20 protein-coding genes and 1 pseudogene are annotated in these 19,997 nt (G+C 64.5%); 10 read left to right on the top strand and 11 right to left on the bottom strand.

Features of this window, described 5'->3' with window-relative positions:
• Window positions 1-78: 78 nt before the first annotated feature.
• Window positions 79-1,476, top strand: a complete 1,398-nt coding sequence (locus ACVWZ8_RS03040; protein WP_456503753.1) for an IS1380 family transposase — start codon at window positions 79-81, stop codon at window positions 1,474-1,476.
• A 494-nt stretch (window positions 1,477-1,970) separates the two neighbouring features.
• On the opposite strand, the gene ACVWZ8_RS03045 is transcribed toward ACVWZ8_RS03040, so the two are convergent.
• Window positions 1,971-2,351 carry a VOC family protein gene (locus tag ACVWZ8_RS03045; RefSeq protein ID WP_426976334.1) on the bottom strand — a complete coding sequence of 127 codons (381 nt, stop codon included), beginning with the start codon at window positions 2,349-2,351 and terminating at the stop codon, window positions 1,971-1,973.
• A gap of 269 nt (window positions 2,352-2,620) precedes the next feature.
• Entirely contained in the window at window positions 2,621-4,135 is a 1,515-nt protein-coding gene (locus tag ACVWZ8_RS03050) for an MFS transporter (RefSeq protein WP_426976333.1), read from the bottom strand.
• Between the two features lie 260 nt (window positions 4,136-4,395).
• Between ACVWZ8_RS03050 and ACVWZ8_RS03055 the strand changes: the two genes are divergently transcribed.
• From ACVWZ8_RS03055 to ACVWZ8_RS03085, 7 genes and pseudogenes are all read left to right on the top strand, one after another.
• Complete coding sequence (locus tag ACVWZ8_RS03055) at window positions 4,396-5,148, top strand: ArsR/SmtB family transcription factor (protein WP_456503754.1); 753 nt, start codon at window positions 4,396-4,398, stop codon at window positions 5,146-5,148.
• Window positions 5,149-5,254: 106 nt separating this feature from the next.
• Complete coding sequence (locus ACVWZ8_RS03060) at window positions 5,255-5,683, top strand: SRPBCC family protein (protein WP_456503755.1); 429 nt, start codon at window positions 5,255-5,257, stop codon at window positions 5,681-5,683.
• Between the two features lie 95 nt (window positions 5,684-5,778).
• The gene (locus ACVWZ8_RS03065; protein WP_456503756.1) at window positions 5,779-6,282 is read left to right on the top strand and encodes a hypothetical protein; all 504 of its coding nucleotides are present in this window, start codon (window positions 5,779-5,781) and stop codon (window positions 6,280-6,282) included.
• A complete protein-coding gene (locus tag ACVWZ8_RS03070) occupies window positions 6,279-6,485 on the top strand; it encodes a hypothetical protein (RefSeq protein WP_456503757.1) in 207 nt (68 codons plus the stop codon). Before ACVWZ8_RS03065 ends, ACVWZ8_RS03070 begins: the two co-directional genes overlap by 4 nt.
• A 118-nt stretch (window positions 6,486-6,603) precedes the next feature.
• Window positions 6,604-6,840: pseudogene (locus ACVWZ8_RS03075) on the top strand (SWIM zinc finger family protein); the annotation flags it as partial.
• 306 nt (window positions 6,841-7,146) lie between these two features.
• A complete protein-coding gene (locus ACVWZ8_RS03080; RefSeq protein ID WP_456506003.1) occupies window positions 7,147-8,718 on the top strand; it encodes a hypothetical protein in 1,572 nt (523 codons plus the stop codon).
• Between the two features lies 1 nt (window position 8,719).
• Window positions 8,720-10,159 (top strand): DEAD/DEAH box helicase, encoded by a 1,440-nt coding sequence (locus ACVWZ8_RS03085; protein ID WP_456503758.1) that lies wholly within the window; start codon window positions 8,720-8,722, stop codon window positions 10,157-10,159.
• 145 nt (window positions 10,160-10,304) lie between these two features.
• Here ACVWZ8_RS03085 and ACVWZ8_RS03090 read toward each other — a convergent pair whose 3' ends face one another.
• On the bottom strand, window positions 10,305-10,457 hold the full coding sequence (locus ACVWZ8_RS03090; RefSeq protein ID WP_456503759.1) for a ribbon-helix-helix protein, CopG family: 153 nt from the start codon (window positions 10,455-10,457) through the stop codon (window positions 10,305-10,307).
• 28 nt (window positions 10,458-10,485) lie between these two features.
• Here ACVWZ8_RS03090 and ACVWZ8_RS03095 point away from each other — a divergent pair, with 28 nt between their 5' ends.
• Entirely contained in the window at window positions 10,486-11,601 is a 1,116-nt protein-coding gene (locus ACVWZ8_RS03095) for a sigma-70 family RNA polymerase sigma factor (protein WP_456503760.1), read from the top strand.
• 357 nt (window positions 11,602-11,958) lie between these two features.
• Window positions 11,959-13,032, top strand: a complete 1,074-nt coding sequence (locus tag ACVWZ8_RS03100) for a glycerophosphodiester phosphodiesterase family protein (RefSeq protein ID WP_456503761.1) — start codon at window positions 11,959-11,961, stop codon at window positions 13,030-13,032.
• A 151-nt stretch (window positions 13,033-13,183) separates the two neighbouring features.
• Here ACVWZ8_RS03100 and ACVWZ8_RS03105 read toward each other — a convergent pair whose 3' ends face one another.
• The 8 genes from ACVWZ8_RS03105 to ACVWZ8_RS03140 form a co-directional block, all read right to left on the bottom strand.
• Window positions 13,184-13,654 carry a hypothetical protein gene (locus tag ACVWZ8_RS03105; RefSeq protein ID WP_456503762.1) on the bottom strand — a complete coding sequence of 157 codons (471 nt, stop codon included), beginning with the start codon at window positions 13,652-13,654 and terminating at the stop codon, window positions 13,184-13,186.
• Window positions 13,655-13,979: 325 nt separating this feature from the next.
• A complete protein-coding gene (locus ACVWZ8_RS03110) occupies window positions 13,980-14,393 on the bottom strand; it encodes an ester cyclase (RefSeq protein WP_456503763.1) in 414 nt (137 codons plus the stop codon).
• Window positions 14,394-14,503: 110 nt separating this feature from the next.
• Window positions 14,504-15,271 (bottom strand): DUF2182 domain-containing protein, encoded by a 768-nt coding sequence (locus ACVWZ8_RS03115; protein ID WP_426976309.1) that lies wholly within the window; start codon window positions 15,269-15,271, stop codon window positions 14,504-14,506.
• Between the two features lie 91 nt (window positions 15,272-15,362).
• Window positions 15,363-15,983, bottom strand: coding sequence for a DUF1326 domain-containing protein (locus ACVWZ8_RS03120; protein ID WP_456503764.1), 621 nt, complete (start codon window positions 15,981-15,983; stop codon window positions 15,363-15,365).
• Between the two features lie 147 nt (window positions 15,984-16,130).
• The gene (locus tag ACVWZ8_RS03125) at window positions 16,131-17,489 is read right to left on the bottom strand and encodes an MFS transporter (RefSeq protein ID WP_456503765.1); all 1,359 of its coding nucleotides are present in this window, start codon (window positions 17,487-17,489) and stop codon (window positions 16,131-16,133) included.
• Window positions 17,486-18,088 carry a class I SAM-dependent methyltransferase gene (locus ACVWZ8_RS03130; protein ID WP_456503766.1) on the bottom strand — a complete coding sequence of 201 codons (603 nt, stop codon included), beginning with the start codon at window positions 18,086-18,088 and terminating at the stop codon, window positions 17,486-17,488. The genes ACVWZ8_RS03125 and ACVWZ8_RS03130 overlap by 4 nt, the downstream gene beginning before the upstream one ends.
• A 63-nt stretch (window positions 18,089-18,151) precedes the next feature.
• On the bottom strand, window positions 18,152-18,919 hold the full coding sequence (locus ACVWZ8_RS03135; RefSeq protein WP_456503767.1) for an amino acid ABC transporter ATP-binding protein: 768 nt from the start codon (window positions 18,917-18,919) through the stop codon (window positions 18,152-18,154).
• A complete protein-coding gene (locus tag ACVWZ8_RS03140) occupies window positions 18,916-19,995 on the bottom strand; it encodes an amino acid ABC transporter permease (protein WP_456503768.1) in 1,080 nt (359 codons plus the stop codon). Before ACVWZ8_RS03140 ends, ACVWZ8_RS03135 begins: the two co-directional genes overlap by 4 nt.
• Between the last annotated feature and the right edge of the window lie 2 nt (window positions 19,996-19,997).

A 19,997-nucleotide genomic window follows, 5' to 3' on the forward strand; every position in this document is an offset into this window, starting at 1 on the left:
CCGGAAATGCCCTTCTGATCAGGGAAAATAGGACTTGTCTAGAGTTCCGTTTTCGCCTTGCAGAGGAGCATTCCGTAGATGCAACTTTTCCATACCCCGTCGGCTATTTCCAGCGCTTTTGATGATCCGAATCTCGTGTCGGCCGCGGGGCTGGTCCCGGTCATGGGTCTGGCCGGGAAAACCGGGCTCGGGGAACTGGTCGATGAGCATCTGAAACTGCCGGACTATTTCGGTGCCAACGCGGGGTTGAAGGTCACGGCCCTGGTCGCCGGGATGGTTGCCGGCGCCGATTCCATCGATGATATGGGACTGCTGCGCCACGGTGGGATGGGGAAACTGTTCAAGGGCGCCTACGCGCCTTCGACGCTGGGCTCGTTTCTGCGGACGTTCACTTTCGGCCATGTCCGCCAGCTCGACGCGGTCGCCTCCCGCTGGCTGCCCGCATTGGCCAGGGCCGCCCCGGTCACGGCCGGGATCGACGCTCTGGCACTGGTCGATATCGACGACACGGTCAAGGCGACCTACGGCTATCAGAAGCAGGGCGCCGGTTACGGGTACAACGGCGTCAAGGGCCTGAACGCGCTGATCGGGACCGTCACCACCAACGAGGCCGCACCGGTCATCACCGGGGCGCGGCTGCGCAAAGGCGCCACCAGTTCGGCGCGCGGGGCCGGCAAATTCGTGGCCGACACCCTCGCCACCGTGAATCGGCTGCGTTCGGCGGACGCGGACGGCATGGTGCTGCTGCGCGCGGACAGCGCGTTCTACAACCACGCGGTTGTCACCGCCGCGGCACGGGCCGGCGCGAAAGTCTCGATCACGGCCCGGATGGACCCGCACGTGAAGAAAGCCATCGCGAAGATCCCGGACTCCGCGTGGGAGAAGATCAAATACACCAATGCGATCTTCGACGAGGAATCCAACACCTGGATCTCCGATGCCGAGGTCGCCGAAATCGGGTTCACCGCGTTCATTTCCAAGAAAAAGGAAGACCGCGTTGCCGGCAGGCTGGTGGTCCGCAGGGTTCCGGAACTGAACCCCAAGGCCGTCACGGGTCAGGAAACCCTGTTCGACACCCACCGGTTTCACGCGTTCTTCACCACCGTCGCCGCAGACGTCCTGGACACCGTCAAGGCGGATAAGACCCACCGCGCCCACGCGGTGATCGAGCAGGTCCATTCCGATCTGCGCGCCGGTCCGCTGGCCCACCTACCCTCAGGAAAGTTCAACGCCAACGCCGCCTGGCTCGCCGCCGCGGCCATGGCGTTCAACCTCACCCGCGCCGCGGGCACCCTCGCCGGAGGGCATTTCGCCAAAGCCACCACCGTGACGATCCGGACCAAAATCATCAACGTCGCCGCCCGGACCGCATCTTCGGCCCGGCGTATCAGACTGCATCTGCCCGAAAACTGGCCGTGGCAGGACGGTTGGGAAAAGCTCTTCGACACGATCTTCCCGCCGCCCAAACCGGCCTGAACCCTGTCAATCCAGCCGATACGGCGCAACCGAAAGAAACAGTGGAACACCACCGGACAGCGAGGTCCTGCCATCCACCCTGCCCCCGGCCCGAAAACAAGACTGAATCAGAATCCGGCCATCAGCGACAGCCGACCGGTGGATTCAGGCTAAGACGCTGGACTACATCGACATTCTCAGTGGACTCTCAACGGGGGTGACTACTGATGTGCGGATACGGAGAGTGGCAGAGGCCGCCGGTATCGAGGACATCTCTTACGCCAACATGTCGGCCGTGATCCGCGCTGCTGCCGACTCACGAGGATGGCGCGCTGAGGACCTAGACGCTGCGCTGTGGCACTTCGGTATTGAGAGCCCCCCGGCATCATCCACTTAAGGACTGTACAACGGTGAGGGGGCTGCGGGCGGCGAGCACCGGCGTCGTGCTTTGTCTTTCTGAACGCCGCATCCCAGCTTTAGTGGTGCTCGCCGCACTGCTCCGCGTCTGTTCCGGGTTACGCCCGCTGGAGGATGTTGAGAATGTTGCCCTCGCTGTCCAGGAACCAGGCGGACTTCCCCCATTCCGCGGTGGCAATGCCGTTCTCCGTCTTCAACCCGGGCTGGTCGTAATCCTCAAAGACGACGCCGCGGCCCCGCAGCTCCTCCATTTCGCGTTCGAGGTTATCCGTGGTCCAGCCCATCTGGGTGTTCTTCGCCGTCCCTGCATTCTCTGTCTGATAAACGAGGAAGCCCGTTCCGTGGCCGCCGCGGTACATCAGGCTGTCCTCCTCCGCGGACTCGGAAGGTTCCAGCCCCAGCTTGTCCCGGTAGAAATCCTTCGCCCTCTTGATGTCCTTCGCGGGAAGGACAGCCATGATGTCTGAATCCGTGAGCATGATGAATTCCTTTGTGCATTGTTCTCTCGTTGATGGCGATGCTCTCCCCCGGTAGCGGTTCCGGAACGTCTTTTGTCCCGTGGCCGCGTGGCCGCCCGTTCCGCCAAGTACCGGGGCGGCCACCTGGGACTCTGCTACGCCCCGCCAGCCATCATCGGCGCGAGGGTCCCCGAAGCTTATGGGGCCATCATGGAACCGATTCATGGCTACGGAAATAGTGCTGACGCCAAGGGTGACGGACGCCGCTTCGTGCCGCATCTTGTGCGCGCTCAACTACCGGGCGTCGACCCTGCACGCCCCACATGCGCCGCCCTCGCGGCCTCATAGCTGCTGTCGAACGGCAGCGTGTCCATGTCCAGCAGGGGGTTCTCGTCCTGCGTCGCCACCAGTTCGCGGGCCGCTTCGTCCGAGTCCACGCTGGGCATTGACCCGGGCAGGTGCCGCTGGGCGGATTCCGGCAGGAAGTAGATGGTGACTGCGGCGATCGCCGAGGTGGCCATCAGGTAATAGGCGGGCATCATGTCGTTCCCTGTCGCCTGAATGAGGGAGGCAATGATGAAGGGGGTTGTGCCGCCGAAGATTGCCACGGCGAAGTTGTAGGCAATGCCCATGGCTCCGTAGCGGTGGGCCGTTGGGAACAGCGCCGGCAGCGCCGACGCGAGATTGGCCACGTAGAACGTCACCGGGAAGGCGATCAGGGCAAGGCCAGTGAGCGTGGCCGGGACGGTTCCGATGGAGATCAAAAGGAAGGCGGGGAACGACAGCACCACCGTGCTGACGGCACCTATCCACAGCACGGGACGCCGCCCGATCCGGTCCGAGAGATGACCGGTCAGCGGGATGCACAAGGACATGATCACCAGGACCGGGATGGTCAGGAGAGTCCCGTGGATCTCGTCGTATCCCTTGTTGCTGGTCAGGTACGTGGGCATGTAAGACGTGAGGGCGTAGCCCACCGTGTTGGCAGCCGCCACGAGAATCATCGCGAGCACGATCCTGCGCCAATGGGCCCTGAAGATCCCCACCGGGCCCATGGCACCGAGCACCTCGCCTGTCTCTGGGTGCCGGGCCGATTCCTCTTCCGCTTCCAGGGTTGCCTGGAACACCGGTGATTCCTCGATCTTCATCCGGAAGTAAATGGCGATGATGCCGAGCGGACCGGCGATCAGGAACGGGATGCGCCAGCCCCATGCCTCCATCTGCTCCTGGCCCATGGTCAGCTGAAGCACGGAGACAAGACCCGCGCCAATCGCGAATCCCAGGTAGCTGCCCATGTCGAGGAAGCTGGCGAAGAAGCCACGGCGCCTATCCGGCGAATGCTCGCAAACGAACGTGGTAGCGCCGGCGTACTCGCCGCCGGTGGAAAAGCCCTGGACCAGCTTCGTTACCACCAGCAGCACCGCGGCCCAGATGCCCAGCACGGCGTAGCCCGGGAGCAGTCCGACGGCGAAGGTCGCCGCCGCCATGAGCATCAGGGTCATGGCCAGCACCTTCTGGCGGCCAATCTTGTCCCCCAGCCAGCCGAAGAAGATGCCGCCCAAGGGGCGGGCGATAAACGTGGCGCCGAAGGTTCCCAGCAGGAACAGGTTCTGCACCGCTTTGTCGGCCTCGGGCAGGAACACCGGACCCATGGTGGTGATCAAATAGCCGAACACACCGACGTCGTACCACTCCATGGTGTTGCCGACGATGGTGCCACCCAGCGCCTTCCTCAGCGTGGGATGGTGGACAACATTGACGTCCGAGAAACGGAGGCGGCGCTTTTTCGGGGGCTGAACGGTCATGGCCGCGGCCCTCCCGCTTCGACGTTCATCTGGCCCCGGCACTGGCTCTGAAGCATTTTCATTCCTCCACGGGAGGTCACGCGTCATCCCCAAATGGCGCCATCTTGGGCGTTGGACTCACGGTGCTCCGACCATTTTCGCACCGCTGCCCCGGCACATCAATGAAATGCGACGCTTCTCCGGTTCTGCTGGGCGGAGGCGCCAGTTACTGCCCGAAAAAGCCCTAGACATGTGACCAATTGGTCACCTATTCTGGAGCTGTGGACGCCGTATTCAAGGCCCTCGCCGACCCCACCCGCCGTGATCTCCTTGACGAACTCTTCAGGGAAGACGGGCAGACTCTCCACGCGCTCGAGGCACGCTTCGATATGACCCGCTACGGCGTCATGAAGCACCTCAAGCTGCTGGAGGAAGCCGGTTTGGTGGTGACCCGCCGTCGGGGCCGCGAGAAACTCCACTTCCTGAATCCGGTGCCCATCCGGCTGGTCCACGACCGCTGGGTCAGCAAATATGCAGAACCATGGGCCGCTGACCTCAGCGACCTCAAAACCAGATTGGAAAGTCCCATGGAAAAGATCTTCGAAATCTATATCAAGACCACCCCGGAACGGCTCTGGGAAGCCATTACGGACAGCGAGATCCGCAGCAAGTACCAGTTCGGGATGAACATCAGCTCGGACTGGACGCCGGGCGGCCGGTTCGAGATGGCGCCCAACGGCGGGGATCTCCTGGGCGAGGGCGAGAACATCGAGGTGGACCCGCCCCGGAAGCTCGTCCAGTCCATGCGGGCGCTGTGGGGCGAGGACGTCAAGGCCGAAGGCACCTCACGGATCATGTGGGAGATCGAGCCGGTGGGCGACGATTCCTGCCACCTCACCGTCACGCACGACCAGCTCCGCGAAGGCGCCAACGAACAGCTTTACGGCGGTTGGCCGATGATCCTCTCCGGCCTGAAGACGTGGCTGGAAACCGGCGAGCTCCTCACCACGCCCGGCTCCCTCATGTACACCTAAGGCGGCCGGGCGCCGCAAAGCCGGGCGCCGCCGTCGTACTCCCCTGCCCAGTCTGCTGCCCTCCGGTCCACTTCCTCTGGCGTCCACCGGGTGCCAGAGTTGGAGAATGAACGAGCAGCCCGGCGGGCTGGTCCTGAACCTGGAATGCACGCTCAATGCGCCCCGTGAACGCATTTTCAGGATGTTGACCGAGCCAAGCGAATTGGTGAAATGGTGGGGCCCGCACGGCTTCACCATCCCCGAGGCGGAACTCAACCTCGTGGTGGGCGGCAGCTACCGCTTCGCCATGAAGCCGCCCGATGGCGAGCCATTCCACCTCTCCGGCGAGTTCCTGGAGATCGACCCGCCGTGGCGCCTTGTCTACACATTCGCCTGGGAGGAACCCACTGCCGATGACCGTGAAAAGTGTCGTCGATCTCTCCCTCGGGAGGGCAGGCAATGCCGCTGCCCGCCGGCGTCGGACTACTCCCGGGATCGTGGAGGCCCCAACCAGCACCAACCCTCGCGTTGTTTAGATTTCATGGTTGAAATCTAAACAGAGATCCCGCCGAGATCGCCCGCGCGCACAGGGAACACGCCGCGCTGGCCGGAGCGCCGGTGACCGTCCGAGCTGCGGCTTAGGCTGGTCGCATGCCACCGACTCCGCCTCCGACACCGATCGAGGTCTTCGTGCACTCCGGCCCCGCCGAGTGGTGGCAGGTTCTTGCCGCTCTGGGGCCGCTGGCGGTGCTCCTCGGTGCCGTCGTCGCTGGGGTCATCGGCTGGCGGACCCTGAAGCAGAAAGCTGAAGCGGACAACCGCGCCGAATGGTGGAAGCGGACCCAGTGGGCCCTGGACGCCGTCTACTCCGGGGACAAGAAGCGCGGCACCATAGGGCTGAAAGTCCTCAAAGTCCTGGGTGAAAGCGAATTGGCCGGCCGCGGAGAGCTCGCCGTCCTGGAAGCCGCCTCGGAGAGGCCTCTCGACCAGGCGGCCCAAGCCCGTACGGCCCGCGCAACGGCCGAAGCGCAACCGCCACAGGTCTCCACGGGAGCGCACCCCACGCAGTCGGGCGCCGGGGTGGACGACGAACCCGCACCGCGCGACAATGGAGACGACCACAAACCCGGCGAACCTGAAGGAGGAGCACGATGAGCACGGCAACCCACCCGGTCAAGCACGGCGCACACGCCGCGCCCTCACACGTCGAACCGGAAGAAGTCTTCGACGAAGATGACCGCGCCATGCAGATCGCGGCGGCCCAACTCCGGGAAGTCACGGACCGCCGGCTGGGCAAGGTGACCCCTGAATGGGTCAAGGCCCTCGCCCAGGAACAGCCCCCCGGCCACACCGCCTGAGCGCTACAGGGCTGGCGACTCTACGCAGTCGAAGTACGGCTCGCCTGCCAACCGGTACCGTTAAGCCGTGACTTTACCGCCGCCTCCCCAGCTCGCCGACACCGTGATCGCTTCGCTAGTGGGAAGAACCTCCCTCAGTCGCGGCCGCACCTACGCGCGCAAGGGCGCGGTCTCAAGCGTCGAGTGGTATCCCAAATCCCTGGAGTTGAAGGCCAAGGTCCAAGGCAACCGCGGCGCCCCCTACCGGACCAAGGTCTCCTTCAAAGGGGGAAAGAGCGGTTTGGCTCTTGAATGGGGCGATTGCTCCTGCCCTATGCGCTCCAACTGCAAGCATGTCGCCGCTTTACTCCTGGACATCAGTAGCGGGCCCATCGTGGAGCAGCCGGCGCTCCTGGACATTCCGCCGGCCCCGGCGAGCGCTCACGCTCCGATGCAGCCGGCAGCGCCGAAGCAAGCCGCGCCAAGAAAGCAGCCCGCGCCCGCCGTTCAGAAGCCTGTTCAGAAACCCGCTGTTCAGAAAACTGTCCAGAAACAGGCACCTCCTGCTCCCTGGCAGGAGCAGATCCATTCCCTTCTTCACCCGGAGTCGGCTTCACGGTACCCGGGTTTCGCTGGCGGACGGGCCATTCGAAGCCCCAGCCGGCCAACACTGAGGCTCGGTGTGCAGCTGGAACTGCACGAATCCAGTTCCAGCCAGCCCGCCTGGTACCAGCGTGGCCGCAGTGACCCGTGGCAAAATCAGTCCGCCCCGCCGATCAGCCTGACCGCCAGGCCGGTGAGGCAGAATGCCAAGGGCAAGTGGGTGGTGGGCCAACTGCGCTGGGATACCTTCGGGCGTTCGCACTACGGATACCAACTCGAGGAATTCAGTCCGGAACAGATTCGTTGGATGCGCACCTTTGCCACGCTCTACGCTGCCGAGGGCACGCCGGTGCCGTACACGCACCTGCCCCTGGAACGCTTCGATAGCCCACTGCTCTGGCAGCTCCTCGCCCAAGCAAGCGAAATCGGCGTGGCGCTGGTGGCCGCAAAGTCCGGCGACGCCGTCGTGATTCACGAGCCGGTCACCCTTTCACTGGACATCCGCGCTCACGACGGCGGGCTGCGGCTGGCGCCGCACGTCGGAGTCGGCGGTAGTTCCGCGGATCACACCGCGATGGGCGTGATCGGCCAGTCTGGCCACGGGCTGTTTTGGTGGGACCCCGCCACAGGCCCGGGCACCACCACGGCGCCCCGTGATTTCCATCTGGCCCCGAGCCAAGCGCCCGTTCCGGACGCCATCCGTCCGCTGATCCGCCACCGCACGGCACTGGCGGTTCCGGCCGCTGCCCGCGATTCCTTCCTGGGCGCCATCTTCCCGCAACTGGCGCAGGCCGCCGACGTCATCTGCAGCGACGCCTCCGTGGAGTTGCCACAGATCCTGCCGCCAGAGCTGGTGCTGACAGCCGCCCACGTCCCGCATGAAGCCACAGCAGACCGGGCGCCGTCCGACCGGACCCAGCGCCGCCCCGCCGCAGGAGCGCAGCAGGATCCCGGCGCGCTGCAGCTTCAATGGCACTGGGAGTACGCTTCCGCGGGCACCGTCACCCGCCAGCCGCTGCCCGACGCCGGCACCGGCTACCGCGACCGCGCGTTCGAAGCGCAGCTCCTGGCCCGGGTGGCCGGGGCCCTGGACCCGTTTCCGGCTGCCTGGCAGGAGCAGTTCCCGGACCAACCCTCCGGCCACCCGGGCAGCACCGTGCCGGCGGTGCTCAGAAACGTCGCCGCCGCCCGGTACACTGCCGAGGCACTCCCCGTGCTGGAACAGCTCGAGCACCTGCGGGTAATCACCACGGGCCCGGTGCCGGACTACAGCGAGCTGACGGACAGCCCGCTCATCGCCGTCAGCACCAAGGGAACGGACGACGGCGACTGGTTTGATCTGGGCGTCACCGTCACCCTCAGCGGGGAAGATGTCCCCTTCGACCAGCTCTTTCGCGCCCTGGCGGCAGGCGAAGAACACCTGATGCTCTCCAACGGCAACTACTTCCGGCTCGACCCAGCCCGAGTTCCTCCAGCTGCGCCTGCTGATCGAGGAAGCCAGGGCCCTGCAGGACCACGAAGGGCCCCTGCGGATCAGCCGGTACCAGGCCGGGCTCTGGGACGAGCTCGAGGAACTGGCTGCAACGGCCAAACAAGCCGATTCCTGGCGACGGAGCGTCGGTGGACTCCTGCGGTTCACGGAGCTTCTTGACGTGCCGCTGCCGGCCGGACTCAACGCAGCACTGCGCCCCTACCAGCAGGACGGCTTCAACTGGCTGGCCTTCCTGTGGGAGCAGGGCCTGGGCGGCGTGCTCGCGGACGACATGGGCCTGGGCAAAACCCTGCAAGCCATCGCCCTGATCTGCCACGCCAAGAACGGCATCGGTGCTCCGGACCGGGACGAAACTGCGCGCCACCCCTTCCTGGTGGTCGCCCCAACGTCCGTGGTGCCCAACTGGGCCGCGGAAATCGCACGTTTCGCCCCCGGGTTGCGCGTCTCCGCCGTCACGGACACGCTGCAGCGCAGCGGGACGGATCTGGCGGCACTCACCGCCGGGTCCGACGTCGTGGTTGTTTCGTATACGCTCTTCCGGCTCGACTATGAGTCCTACGCCGCGCAGCAGTGGGCCGGGCTGGTGCTGGACGAGGCACAGTTTGTGAAGAATCCGGCCACCAAGGCCAGCCAGAATGCCCGCCGCTTCCCGGCCCCGTTCAAGCTCGCCATCACGGGCACGCCCATGGAGAACAACCTGATGGAGCTGTGGTCCATGTTCGCGATCACCGCTCCCGGGTTGTTCCCGTCGTCGAAGAATTTCGCCGACTATTACCAGAAGCCGGTGGAGAAAGAGGGGGACGCGGAGAAACTGGCGCAATTACGACGGCGGATCCGGCCTCTGATGATGCGGCGCACCAAGGAAGTTGTCGCCAAGGATCTGCCCGCCAAACAGGAACAGGTGCTTGAGCTGGATCTGGCGCCCCGGCACCGCACCATCTACCAGCGGCATTTACAGCGCGAACGGCAGAAGGTCTTGGGACTGCTGGAGGACATGGACAAGAACCGCTTCGCGATCTTCAAGTCCCTCACGACGTTGCGGAGGCTCAGCCTGGACGCGTCCCTCGTGGACGAGAAATACGCGTCCGTCCCGTCCAGCAAGCTCGACGCCCTGTTGGAGCAGCTCGGCGACATCGTGGCCGAGGGACACCGCGCCCTGATCTTCAGCCAGTTCACCGGGTTCCTGGGCAAGGCCGCGGCACGGCTTGACGCGGAAGGCATCCAGTACGCCTATCTGGACGGCAAGACCCGCCGGCGCGGCGAGGTGATCGAGCAGTTCAAGTCCGGAAGCGCACCGGTGTTCCTCATCAGCCTCAAAGCCGGCGGATTTGGACTGAACCTGACCGAGGCGGACTACGTATTCCTCTTGGACCCGTGGTGGAATCCCGCTTCAGAGGCGCAGGCCGTCGACCGCACCCACAGGATCGGCCAGACCCGAAACGTCATGGTCTATCGGCTGGTGGCCAGGGACACCATCGAGGAGAAAGTCATGGCGCTCAAGGAAAAGAAGGCCAAGCTGTTTACCGCCGTACTGGACGACGACGCGATGTTTTCCTCGGCGCTGTCAGCGGAGGACGTGCGGGGTTTGTTCGACGGCTGACGCACGCCCACCGCCGCTTTCAAGGCGGGAGGGAACCGGTTGACCTCAACCAGGACACGGGCGGCGGCGTCAGTGGAAACGCTCGCTGATATGCCCGGCGGGGTCGTTTCGGAGTCCCTGCGGGCGACTCTATCTGGGCGGGGACCTATCCGGACTTGAGCCATGCCTGGAGTGCTTGGCGGACTACGTCGCTGAGCGTTGAATGCTCTTGCTCCGCCCGCCTGGAGAGCGCGGCATTAAGGTCCGGGTCCAACCGGATTGCGGATATTGTCACACCGGCCACGTAGTCTGCCTTCACGAGCTTGAACCGTCCAACGGAGGATGAAATGGCTGACCTGAGCCACGAGGCAATCAATTGGCCGGTCTCCGGGCCTGCAGCAGCTGCCTCGGTCCCTGGATCATTCGAGCTGGAGGACGCCGGCTGGCCGGAATTACTGGCAGCTAGCGAGCGGGTCACCGACGACCCCGTCGCGGACTACCTGCGCCGGCTGCGCCAATACGACGTGCTCACTGCGGAGCAGGAAGTGGAACTGGCCCAGCAGATCGAGGCAGGACTTTTCGCGGAACAGCTCCTGGCGGACGGAACATCGCGGCCCGGACGGGACATAAGTGAGCTTCGGACCATCGTCCTTCTGGGCGAGCGTGCCGCCGACGCGCTGCTCAACGCCAATCTTCGGCTCGTAGTGTCGATTGCCAAGCACTACACCTACAGGGGCCTCGACTTCCTGGACTTGATCCAGGAAGGGAACCTGGGACTGCACAGGGCCGTCTACAAATTCGACTTCACCAAGGGTTTCAAATTCTCCACCTGCGCCACGTGGAGCATTCGGAATGGCATCACCCGGGCGCTGGCTGATCAAGGCCGTCTGATCCGGCTGCCGGTAAACGTCGTCGAGCAGGTGCAGAGTCTCCGGTCAGCACAACGGACGGCCGCAATGGCGGGGACCGTCTGCAGCACGGAAGATCTTGGCCGGCTGACGGACAATTCGATCGGAAAGGTTGAATATCTGCTGACCCTGGACAAGCCGATCTATTCGCTGGACAGTCAAGTGCCCGACGGCAAAGGCGGAACCGAAGCGCTGGCCGAACAGCTGTTGGATCCCTCGGATCTCGACGCGGCTGATCGGCTCTTCCATCAACAGCTGAAGAAGCAGGTGCATGCCGTACTCGGCACGCTCGAGGAGCGGGAGGCACGAGTCATTACGCTGCGCTTCGGCATGACGGGCGGTGACGGGAAATCCTTGGACGCGGTTGGGAAACTGTACGGCATGACCCGCGAACGCATACGCCAGATCGAGGTCACGGCCATGAAGAAGCTCAAACACCCGTCCCGGTCCAACGTCCTGCGGCAGTATCACTTTGACCGCGAGAGCTCATTCGTCGAGGAGCCCTCAATCGGCAAGGAGATGGCGCCGGAATCCGCGCCGGAGGAGCAAGTATGATCGAGGATCTGTCGTCCAAGACGTCCAGGGGGACGATGTGAACGTTTTGTTTGGCTTGTATCTGGACCGCGCTCCGTGGACCTACTGCAATTCCGCACTCGGGCAGGTCGTATCCGGCCGGTGCCTCCAACAGGAGATCGATCCAACCTAAAGTTTTGTAAAACTGGCCAGGGAGCAAGTAACGAGCGTTACAAAAATTCACAGCGGCTAATGAATTTTTGTAAGTCGGACACTTCGTACGGCCTCTTTGTTCACCCCAGGTCCAACTCCCCGAACACGACAGTCCATCTCGCCTCCCTACGGTGGTCGAGTTGCCGGCGCAGCGCCGGCAACCGTCATCCAGGAGGAACCATCACCATGCGCACACCCCTGACTGCCGCGGCCGCCGCCGCCACGCTCATCGCCTCTATGGCGAGCCCCGCCGTCGCCGCTTCCAACCCGGAAGTAGGCTCCGCGCCGTCGTCGAACGCTACCGGAACCGCAAGTTCCGAAATCAAAACCAACGAGAGCAACGGTTCCTTTGACCTGCAGTCCCACCGCGGAGGCCGCGGCGAGTGGACCGAGGAATCCCTGGCCGCGTTCGCCAACTCGCTGAAGCTCGGGGTGGCCACCCTGGAGCTGGACACCCACCTGACCGACGACGGCAAGATCATCGTCTGGCATGACGACACCATCCAGTCGGACAAGTGCCGCGACACCGCGCCGGCCGTTCCTGGCGACGCCGAATTCCCGTATGTCGGTGACCGGGTCGCCGAACTGTCGCTCGGCCAGATCAAGACGCTGGACTGCGGGTTTACGCCTCTGTTAGGGTTTCCGGAGCAGGAAGTGATCGGGGGCAACCGGATCGCCGAGCTCAAGGACGTGTTCGCGCTTGTGCGTGACGCCGACGCCAAGAAGGTCCGCTTCAACATCGAGACCAAGGTAGAGGACGGGAAGTCCGGTGGCGAGGGCATGGTGGCCCTGACCAAGGCTGTGGTCGCGGAGATCCACACGGCCGGCATGGCGGAGCGCAGCACTGTGCAGTCGTTCGACTGGTCCTCGCTGAACCTGACCAAGAAGATCGCCCCGGAGCTTCCGCTCGTGGCCCTGTCCAGTGGCGACGCCTGGCTCGAGATCGGCCAGCCCGGCGCCAGCCCCAACCTCGGCGGCATCGATATTGATACCTACGGCGGGTCCCTCGCCAAGGCAGCGGCAGCCCAGGGCTACAACATGATCTCCCCCACCTTCCGCTCCGTCACACCGCAGATGATCACCGAAGCGCACGAGCTCGGTCTGCCGGTGCTCCCCTGGACGGTGAACACCACGGCGGACATGGAACGCCAGCTAGACCTCGGCGTGGACGGCATCATCACCGACTACCCCACCCGCCTGCGCACGGTCATGGACGAGCGCGGGATGAAGCTTCCCAAGGCGTACTCACCTCAGGCCTGAGCCGAGGAGGGCTGGCTGCAGCCGGACTACGCCGCCTGGGTGCTGCGCCGCTGAGTCCTTCGCATCGGGGCCGTCCACGTCTTCTCCGGGGGAACGTGGACGGCTCTTCACCATCAATCCAGTTGGTCACGATCCACGCCGGCTGGTGACGTCAAGCGCTCCGGTAGATCCGCAGCGCAGCTCCGTATCCCAAGGGCAGCCCCTGCCCGTGCCGCCAGGACACCAGTCCTTCCATTGCGGCAAGGCTGAGAATCTGGCTGGCTTTGAGACTTTTGTGTGGTTTGTTTCCAGCGTCATCGGCCGCCGCGCCCCGGCCGATGCGCCAGTTGTGCGTGGTTTGGCCGTTGATCTGGGCAACCTCCACCAGATAGCCGTGGCCGGTATTGGCCGCATGCGCGTACCGTCCTAATGGTTGGCCATGCAGATCTTTCGTCTGCACCGTGAACCAGTCGTTCTCGTGGGTAATCGATTGAACGATTGCGACGAGCTGTTCTGTGGACTCCACGTCATGCCAGCCTGTATAGTGCCGATTCCGCTGGGCCTGCCACTCCAGCGATTCCTCCGGCTGGACGCCGAGCATCAGTTCAAGCTGTGGATCTGGCAACGCAAAAGTTTCCAGCATCCCTCGCCCCTTTCGTAGGTCATTTACAGGACCATATTCAGTCAAGGCACTGACATTTTCAGGTCCACGCGAAGAATGTCGCAGCCGCTAGATAGCCTGCGAATACCGGCGAAGATCTACCTTGGGCAGACCCCTTCGCCGGTCAACAGGGAGGGTCTCCATGGGAACCCAAGACATGACTATCGAGGTAGCCGCGGCAAAGGCGATCGCGACCATCGCGCACCGGGGGCAGGTGGACAAAATCGGTGTCGACTACATCGAACATCCGCGCCGGGTGGCCCTTCCCAAGAGGAAGAACCCCCGTTTGCTCCGCGTAGTTTCCGCGTCATTGAGGTACCGCGCCGATCTGTTGCATGAGGGTCATCGTGTCCGTGGCTCCCCAATGCTCAACGACTTTGCCGTTATCGATTCGGATGATGTCAACGCCGCTGAATTCGACGCTGCGCCCGGTGGGGGCAACGCCCATCAGTTCTCCCTGATGCGTTCCGGTCAACACCACGTATTGCGCCTCCAGATTTCCATCTACCAACGCCGGCTCGTTGGTCTTGGCCTTGAGATCCGGGAATGCCGCCCGCATCGTGTTGACGAAGAACCCAACGCCGTCCTTAGCGGGCGATTGTCCGGGTAGGGGATCGTGATCGACAAAGTCATCACTCACCAGTTCCTCGATGAGATCGAGGTTTCCGCCCTCGATCACCTCCGTGTAGAAACGCTTGATCAATCCAGTCCCGTCAGCCATTTTCGACTCCTTAAAGTGGATGAGACCGCACCACAATTTTCCCACTCGCGTCATGGCGCATCAACAACTCGCGCTGCGCCGCCGCAGGTGCGACGCGCAGACCTGCGTTGTCAGGCCACCATTCCAGGCATCGCCCAGGGCGCCAGGGCGATACTGAGTGCAATTGCAGCCAGGGCTGCCGCTACTGCGCGGTTAGCCAACTGCTTCCACGGCAGCATCTTCTCGACGGCGATGAACGCCCCGACGACTGCCATCCACCCGATACTCATCACTCCCAGAGCGAACAGTGCCACCATCAGGGCCCAGCAACAGCCCACGCACCAGGCGCCGTGCTCCATCCCCATGCGTAGCGCACCACCGTACCCGTAGCGCATGCGGCGGAGGACAAAGTCCATGGGCGTACGACATTTCATCAAGCAGATGTTCTTGGCGGGGGTGAGTTGGTAGGCGGCCGCCACCAGGATCACTCCGGCTGCCAGGTAGCGGCCGCCTTGATCCGAGGCGAAAAGACCCGGAACCAGCGTTGCCACGGCGGCGTACAGCGAATAGGCCAGGATTCCGAAGACGGTCCACGTGAGCAGGTAGCCCGCCACGAACACTGCGGTGCAGGCCGGCGGAGCCTGACGCCCCAGCTCGCGTCGGCGGCGGTGGATCCGGGCGTAGGCGACAACCATCGGCGCCACGGACGGAAACATCATGGCCGCCAGCATGACGACCCACGTCGTGGCGAAGAATCCCAGCGGTCCCGGGTCCGTCCAGCGGCCCATGTCCATCCCGTTCATCTGGGCGGACATGAAGATCCAGCTCGTTGCGGCGAGCCCGAGGAGGACCGCGAGGAGTCCGGCCTCCCGCGGATCGAGGCGGTACGCCGCTGCCACTGAACCTGCGGCAGGTGTAACGGTGACGCGCGGGATACGGCGGTCGCCCTCTCGTGTCAACTGCTTCCGGCGAAGCATCAGGTGCCGGCGCTCAGGCCCGCGCCTTTGGGGCGTTCTCAGCCATCTCGCTCGAGAAGGTGAAGTCCGCGGTCTCGCCATATACGCCGTCGAAGTCCAGGCCGAAGAGGTCGGAGTGGCCCGGTGCCTTGCCGATCTGGAATTCGGGGGCGAAGCCGAACATCGCGTTCCTGACGGTGGTGACGCCGCCGTCGGGTCCCGGCAGGGGCTCAAAGGTGAAGTTCACGCGCCCGGCCACAGCACCGGATGGTGTGTCGCCGTCCGAGAACGTGACACTCGCACGTTCTACGCCGAGCCATTCCCCGTACAACGCCGCAAATTCGGCGAACGGGCCGCCGGCCTCGCCATGGAGGATGCTTTCCAAGGCTGTCGCCTGCGCTTCCGACGCTCCTTCATCGACGACGACCCCCACCTTCCAGCCACCCGCGGTGAGATGCGACGGGAACCAGTTGCAGAACGCGAAGTCGACCCCGGACAGATCGGTGTCATCGAGGTTTCCGCTGGCAACATGGAACACATTCACACCGCGGCACTCGCCATTCGGGCCGGTGGGGACCCCGTCGACGGGGCACGGACAAATCAGCTGACAATTGCAGTTGCCCACATACTTTCCGGACATTTCCCAAGTGGACATCAGGACTCTCCTTGCTGGCGCCATGGCCAAGCACAAGCAACCCTGACTGAGCGCCGAAAATACTGTGAAAAAATATTAAGAAACGGGCGAAATGCCTCGTTAAGGCCGACGCTAATCCGGCCCGTTGGGCGTGTCAAGCTGCTGGTGTTATGGCCGTTCCCGCCACATCAGCGAAACCACAATCACCACCGCGCCGAGTCCCAGCATGACGACCACCATGAGGCCCCAGTTGGCCTGGTTGACGCCGGTTCCGTAGAAGATGCCGATCAGCACCGTCGCGATGATCGCGCCGAGGTAGCGGCAGGTCTGGTAGATCCCGGCGGCCACCCCGCGCTCCTCCGGCCGGGTGGAGAGGTACATGCCCTGGCTGGAGGCGATGCTTACCACCCCGTACGGCACCCCCATCAGGGCGGTCAGGGCAATGACCAGCGGGATCGCGAACGACGCCGTCAGCAGCCACATCATCCAGGACGCCGCCACGAGCAGTACGACGCCGACGATCAGCACCCGCTTGACGCCGAAACGGTCGATCGCGCGGACCGCGAACGGCGTCACCACCACCGACATGGCGGCCAGCGGCAACATCAGCAGCCCCACAACGCCCGGATCGTATCCCGCGGCCTCCTGCAGCAGCTGCGGGAGCCCGAAGAACGCGAAGTAGTAGACGCCGTTGAACAGGGCAAAACCCAGGTAGACCAGCAGCAGCGGCCGGTTCCCGCCCAGCAGCCGAAGGTCCAGGAACGGCGGGGCGAAGCGCAGCTCGCGCCACACGAACAGCCCGGCCAGCAGCGTCCCGCCGCCCAGCAGCCACCATCGGTATTCCGGCAGCACGTTCAGCAGCGACATCATCACCAGGACCATGGCAGCCAGGAACGCGAGGATGCCGGGAATGTCCGAGTCCCGCAGCAGCTCGGAGGCCCGACCGCGTTCACGCCCCTCGTCGGCCGGAGCGAACCTCCGGACCAGAAGGATGGCCGCGAGCGAAAGCGGGACGTTGATCAGGAACAGCGCCTGCCACCCGACCAGGCTCACCAGCAGCCCGCCCATCACCGGGCCGACGGCGGCAGCGGAGGTGTTGGCCATCTGGATGCTGCCCAGCGGCCGCGTGGATTTCGTCCTGGCCAGCGTGGCCAGCGCCCCCACCATGACGACGGCGCTCGGGTAGGCGGCCGCCGTGCCCAGCGCCATGAAGGCGCGGGCAACGCACAGCACCGCAAAGTTCGGCGCGAAGGGTGCCACGGCACAGGTCACGGCAACCACGGCCATGCCGAACATGAACAAGCGGCGCGGCCCGAAGCGGTCCGCCAGCCGGCCCATCAGCGGCTGGCCCGCCGCGGAGGTGAGGTAGAACGCGGTGATCACCCAGGTGACCGTGGCGACGTCGAGCCCGAAATCCGCGCGCAGCACCACCAGGGCGACGGCGATCATCGAGGAGTTCAGCGGGTTCAGCGCCGTGCCGAGGCTGAGTCCAGCGACGGCAAGGCCGCTCCGGGGAGAGTGGCTCACGGCCGGCGGGCGATCACGTCAAAGATGTGCCAGTGCTTAGGGCCCCGGAAGGACTGCCCCGCGTCCTCAAACACCTCGAACTTGAGGATTTCGAGCCCGTCGAACAGCCTCCTGACGTCCGCCTCCGTATGGAAGTTCCATTCGGCGATGCCGGCCCAGGAATCCCGCTCGCCGAAGAGGTTCACGGCGATGACACCCGAGGGCCTGAGCGACCCGAGCAGCATCTGCCAGACGCGGCCGAAGTCCCCTGGATGGATGAAGGGCAGCGAATAGCTGGCCAGGATGAGATCGGCGTCGGGAAGATTCATCAGCTCCTCGAACGGACGCATTTCGACACTGAGTTTTTCCGCCAGTTCCGCCGGCACGGTCGCCCACAGCCGCTCGCCGGTGTCGGCAAGCGAATCGACGGCATGCACCCGCCAGCCGCCGTCCAGGAGGGCCAGCGTTTCCTTCCCGGCCCCGCAGCCCAGATCGATGGCGCGGCGGCCGTTGCCGGGACCGGCCAAGAGCATGGCGTCGAGGCAAAGCGGGCGCACGGAACGTGCGGCCTGGGCGGCGTTGTAGTCCGTCCAGGTCCTGCTCCCGGCAAGGCCTTCCACAGGATCAGTGTTCCACCCGTGCGGCGGCGGGGCCACAGCTCTGGGCTGAGCCGGACCCCGCCGTCAGAGCACCTTGGAAAGGAACGCCTTGGTCCGGGCATGCTGCGGGTCGCTGAGGATCTGCCGTGGTGGTCCGGCTTCCACCACCACGCCTTCATCCATAAAGACCAGGGTGTCCGCCACCTCGCGGGCGAACCCCATCTCGTGCGTCACCACAATCATGGTCATGCCGGTAAGGGCCAGTTCCTTCATCACGTCCAGGACCTCGCCCACCAGCTCGGGGTCCAGGGCGCTTGTGGGCTCATCGAAGAGCATCAGCTTGGGGTCCATGGCCAGCGCGCGGGCGATGGCCACCCGCTGTTGCTGCCCGCCCGAGAGGTGCGCCGGGTAGTGGTCACCTTTGTCCCCCAGGCCCACACGCTCCAGCAGTTCCTTGGCCCGGGCGGTGGCTTTGGCCTTGGAAAGCCGTTTCACCCGCATGGGAGCCAGGATGATGTTTTCCACCGCCGTCAGGTGCGGAAACAGGTTGAACCGCTGGAAGACCATGCCGATTTCCTGGCGTTGCAGGGCCGCTTCCGTGAGCCTCAGTTCGTGGAGCCTGTCTCCTTTTTGACGGTATCCAACCAGCTGTCCGTCGACCGAGAGCCTGCCCGCGTCCACCCGTTCGAGGTGATTGATGCAGCGCAGGAACGTGGATTTGCCTGAACCGCTGGGACCCACGATGCAGAGCACCTCGCCCGGCTTCACCTCCAGGCTGATCCCGCGCAGCACCCTGTTGGTGCCGAAGTTCTTAGAAACCCGGTCTGCAAGGACCATTGGCATGCCCGTCATCCCTTTCCTCCAAAGTCTGTGCCGAGCGGTACGCCCGGTGCGCCTGGCGCCGCCGTCGGTCCCGGCTCCGGCGACGCCGGTTCCTTGCCCGTCTTGAGGCGGCCGGTTCCGCGCGAGAATCGCTTCTCGATGAAGTGCTGGCCCACCATCAGGGCGGAAGTGAAAAGCAGGTACCAGAGCGACGCCACAATCAGCAGCGGCACCGGAGTAAACGTCACCGCTGAAATACCCCGGGACACCCCGTAGAGGTCAATGCTCAACGGAATCGCGGCCACCAGCGAGGTGGTCTTGAGCATCGAGATCACCTCATTGCCGGTGGGCGGAATGATGATTTTCATGGCCTGCGGAACCACCACATAGCGCATGGTCTGCCCCCAGGACATGGCCAGGGCTGTCGAGGCTTCCTCCTGGCCCTGATCCACGGACAGCAGCCCGGCGCGCACGATCTCGGACATGTAGGCGGCCTCATTCAGGGCCAGCCCGATCACGGCGGTGATGAACAGGTTGGTGAAGATCTCGTTCGGGATGGTGGCCCAGGGCGTCATGAACGGAATGCCCAGCGTGAACACCGGATAGATCAGGGACACGATGCCCCAGAAGACCAGCTGCACGTAGACAGGCGTTCCCCGGAAGATCCAGATGTAGAGCCACGCCACACTCTTCAACACGGGGTTCGGTGAGAGCCGCATGATGGCCAGCAGAAGGCCCAGAACTATCGCGCCCACCATGGCGTAGATGGTCAGCGACAACGTGACCCACGCGGCCTGGCTGATCCGGCGGTCGAAGATGTACTTGCCGACGTCGGCCCAGCCGTAGTCCGGTCGTTGGGCGGCGTCCAGCACGAAGACCGCCAGCATGAGGACGAGGACCACAGCCACGAGGATCCGCCACGGGTGGCGCAGCGGGACGGCGACGATCGTCGTCGGCTCGCCATCGCGGTCCGAGACGCCGACGCCGGCACCCTTGCCACCGCCCGTTCCCGGGCCCGTGCCGCCCGGGCCGGGGGCGGTGCCGCCGGCCCGGGGCCGCTGGCCGGGCAGCGGCTCAGTCATCCTGCCGGACTCCGGCTCGCTCATTC

This window comes from Arthrobacter sp. UYCu723 (assembly GCF_054059215.1).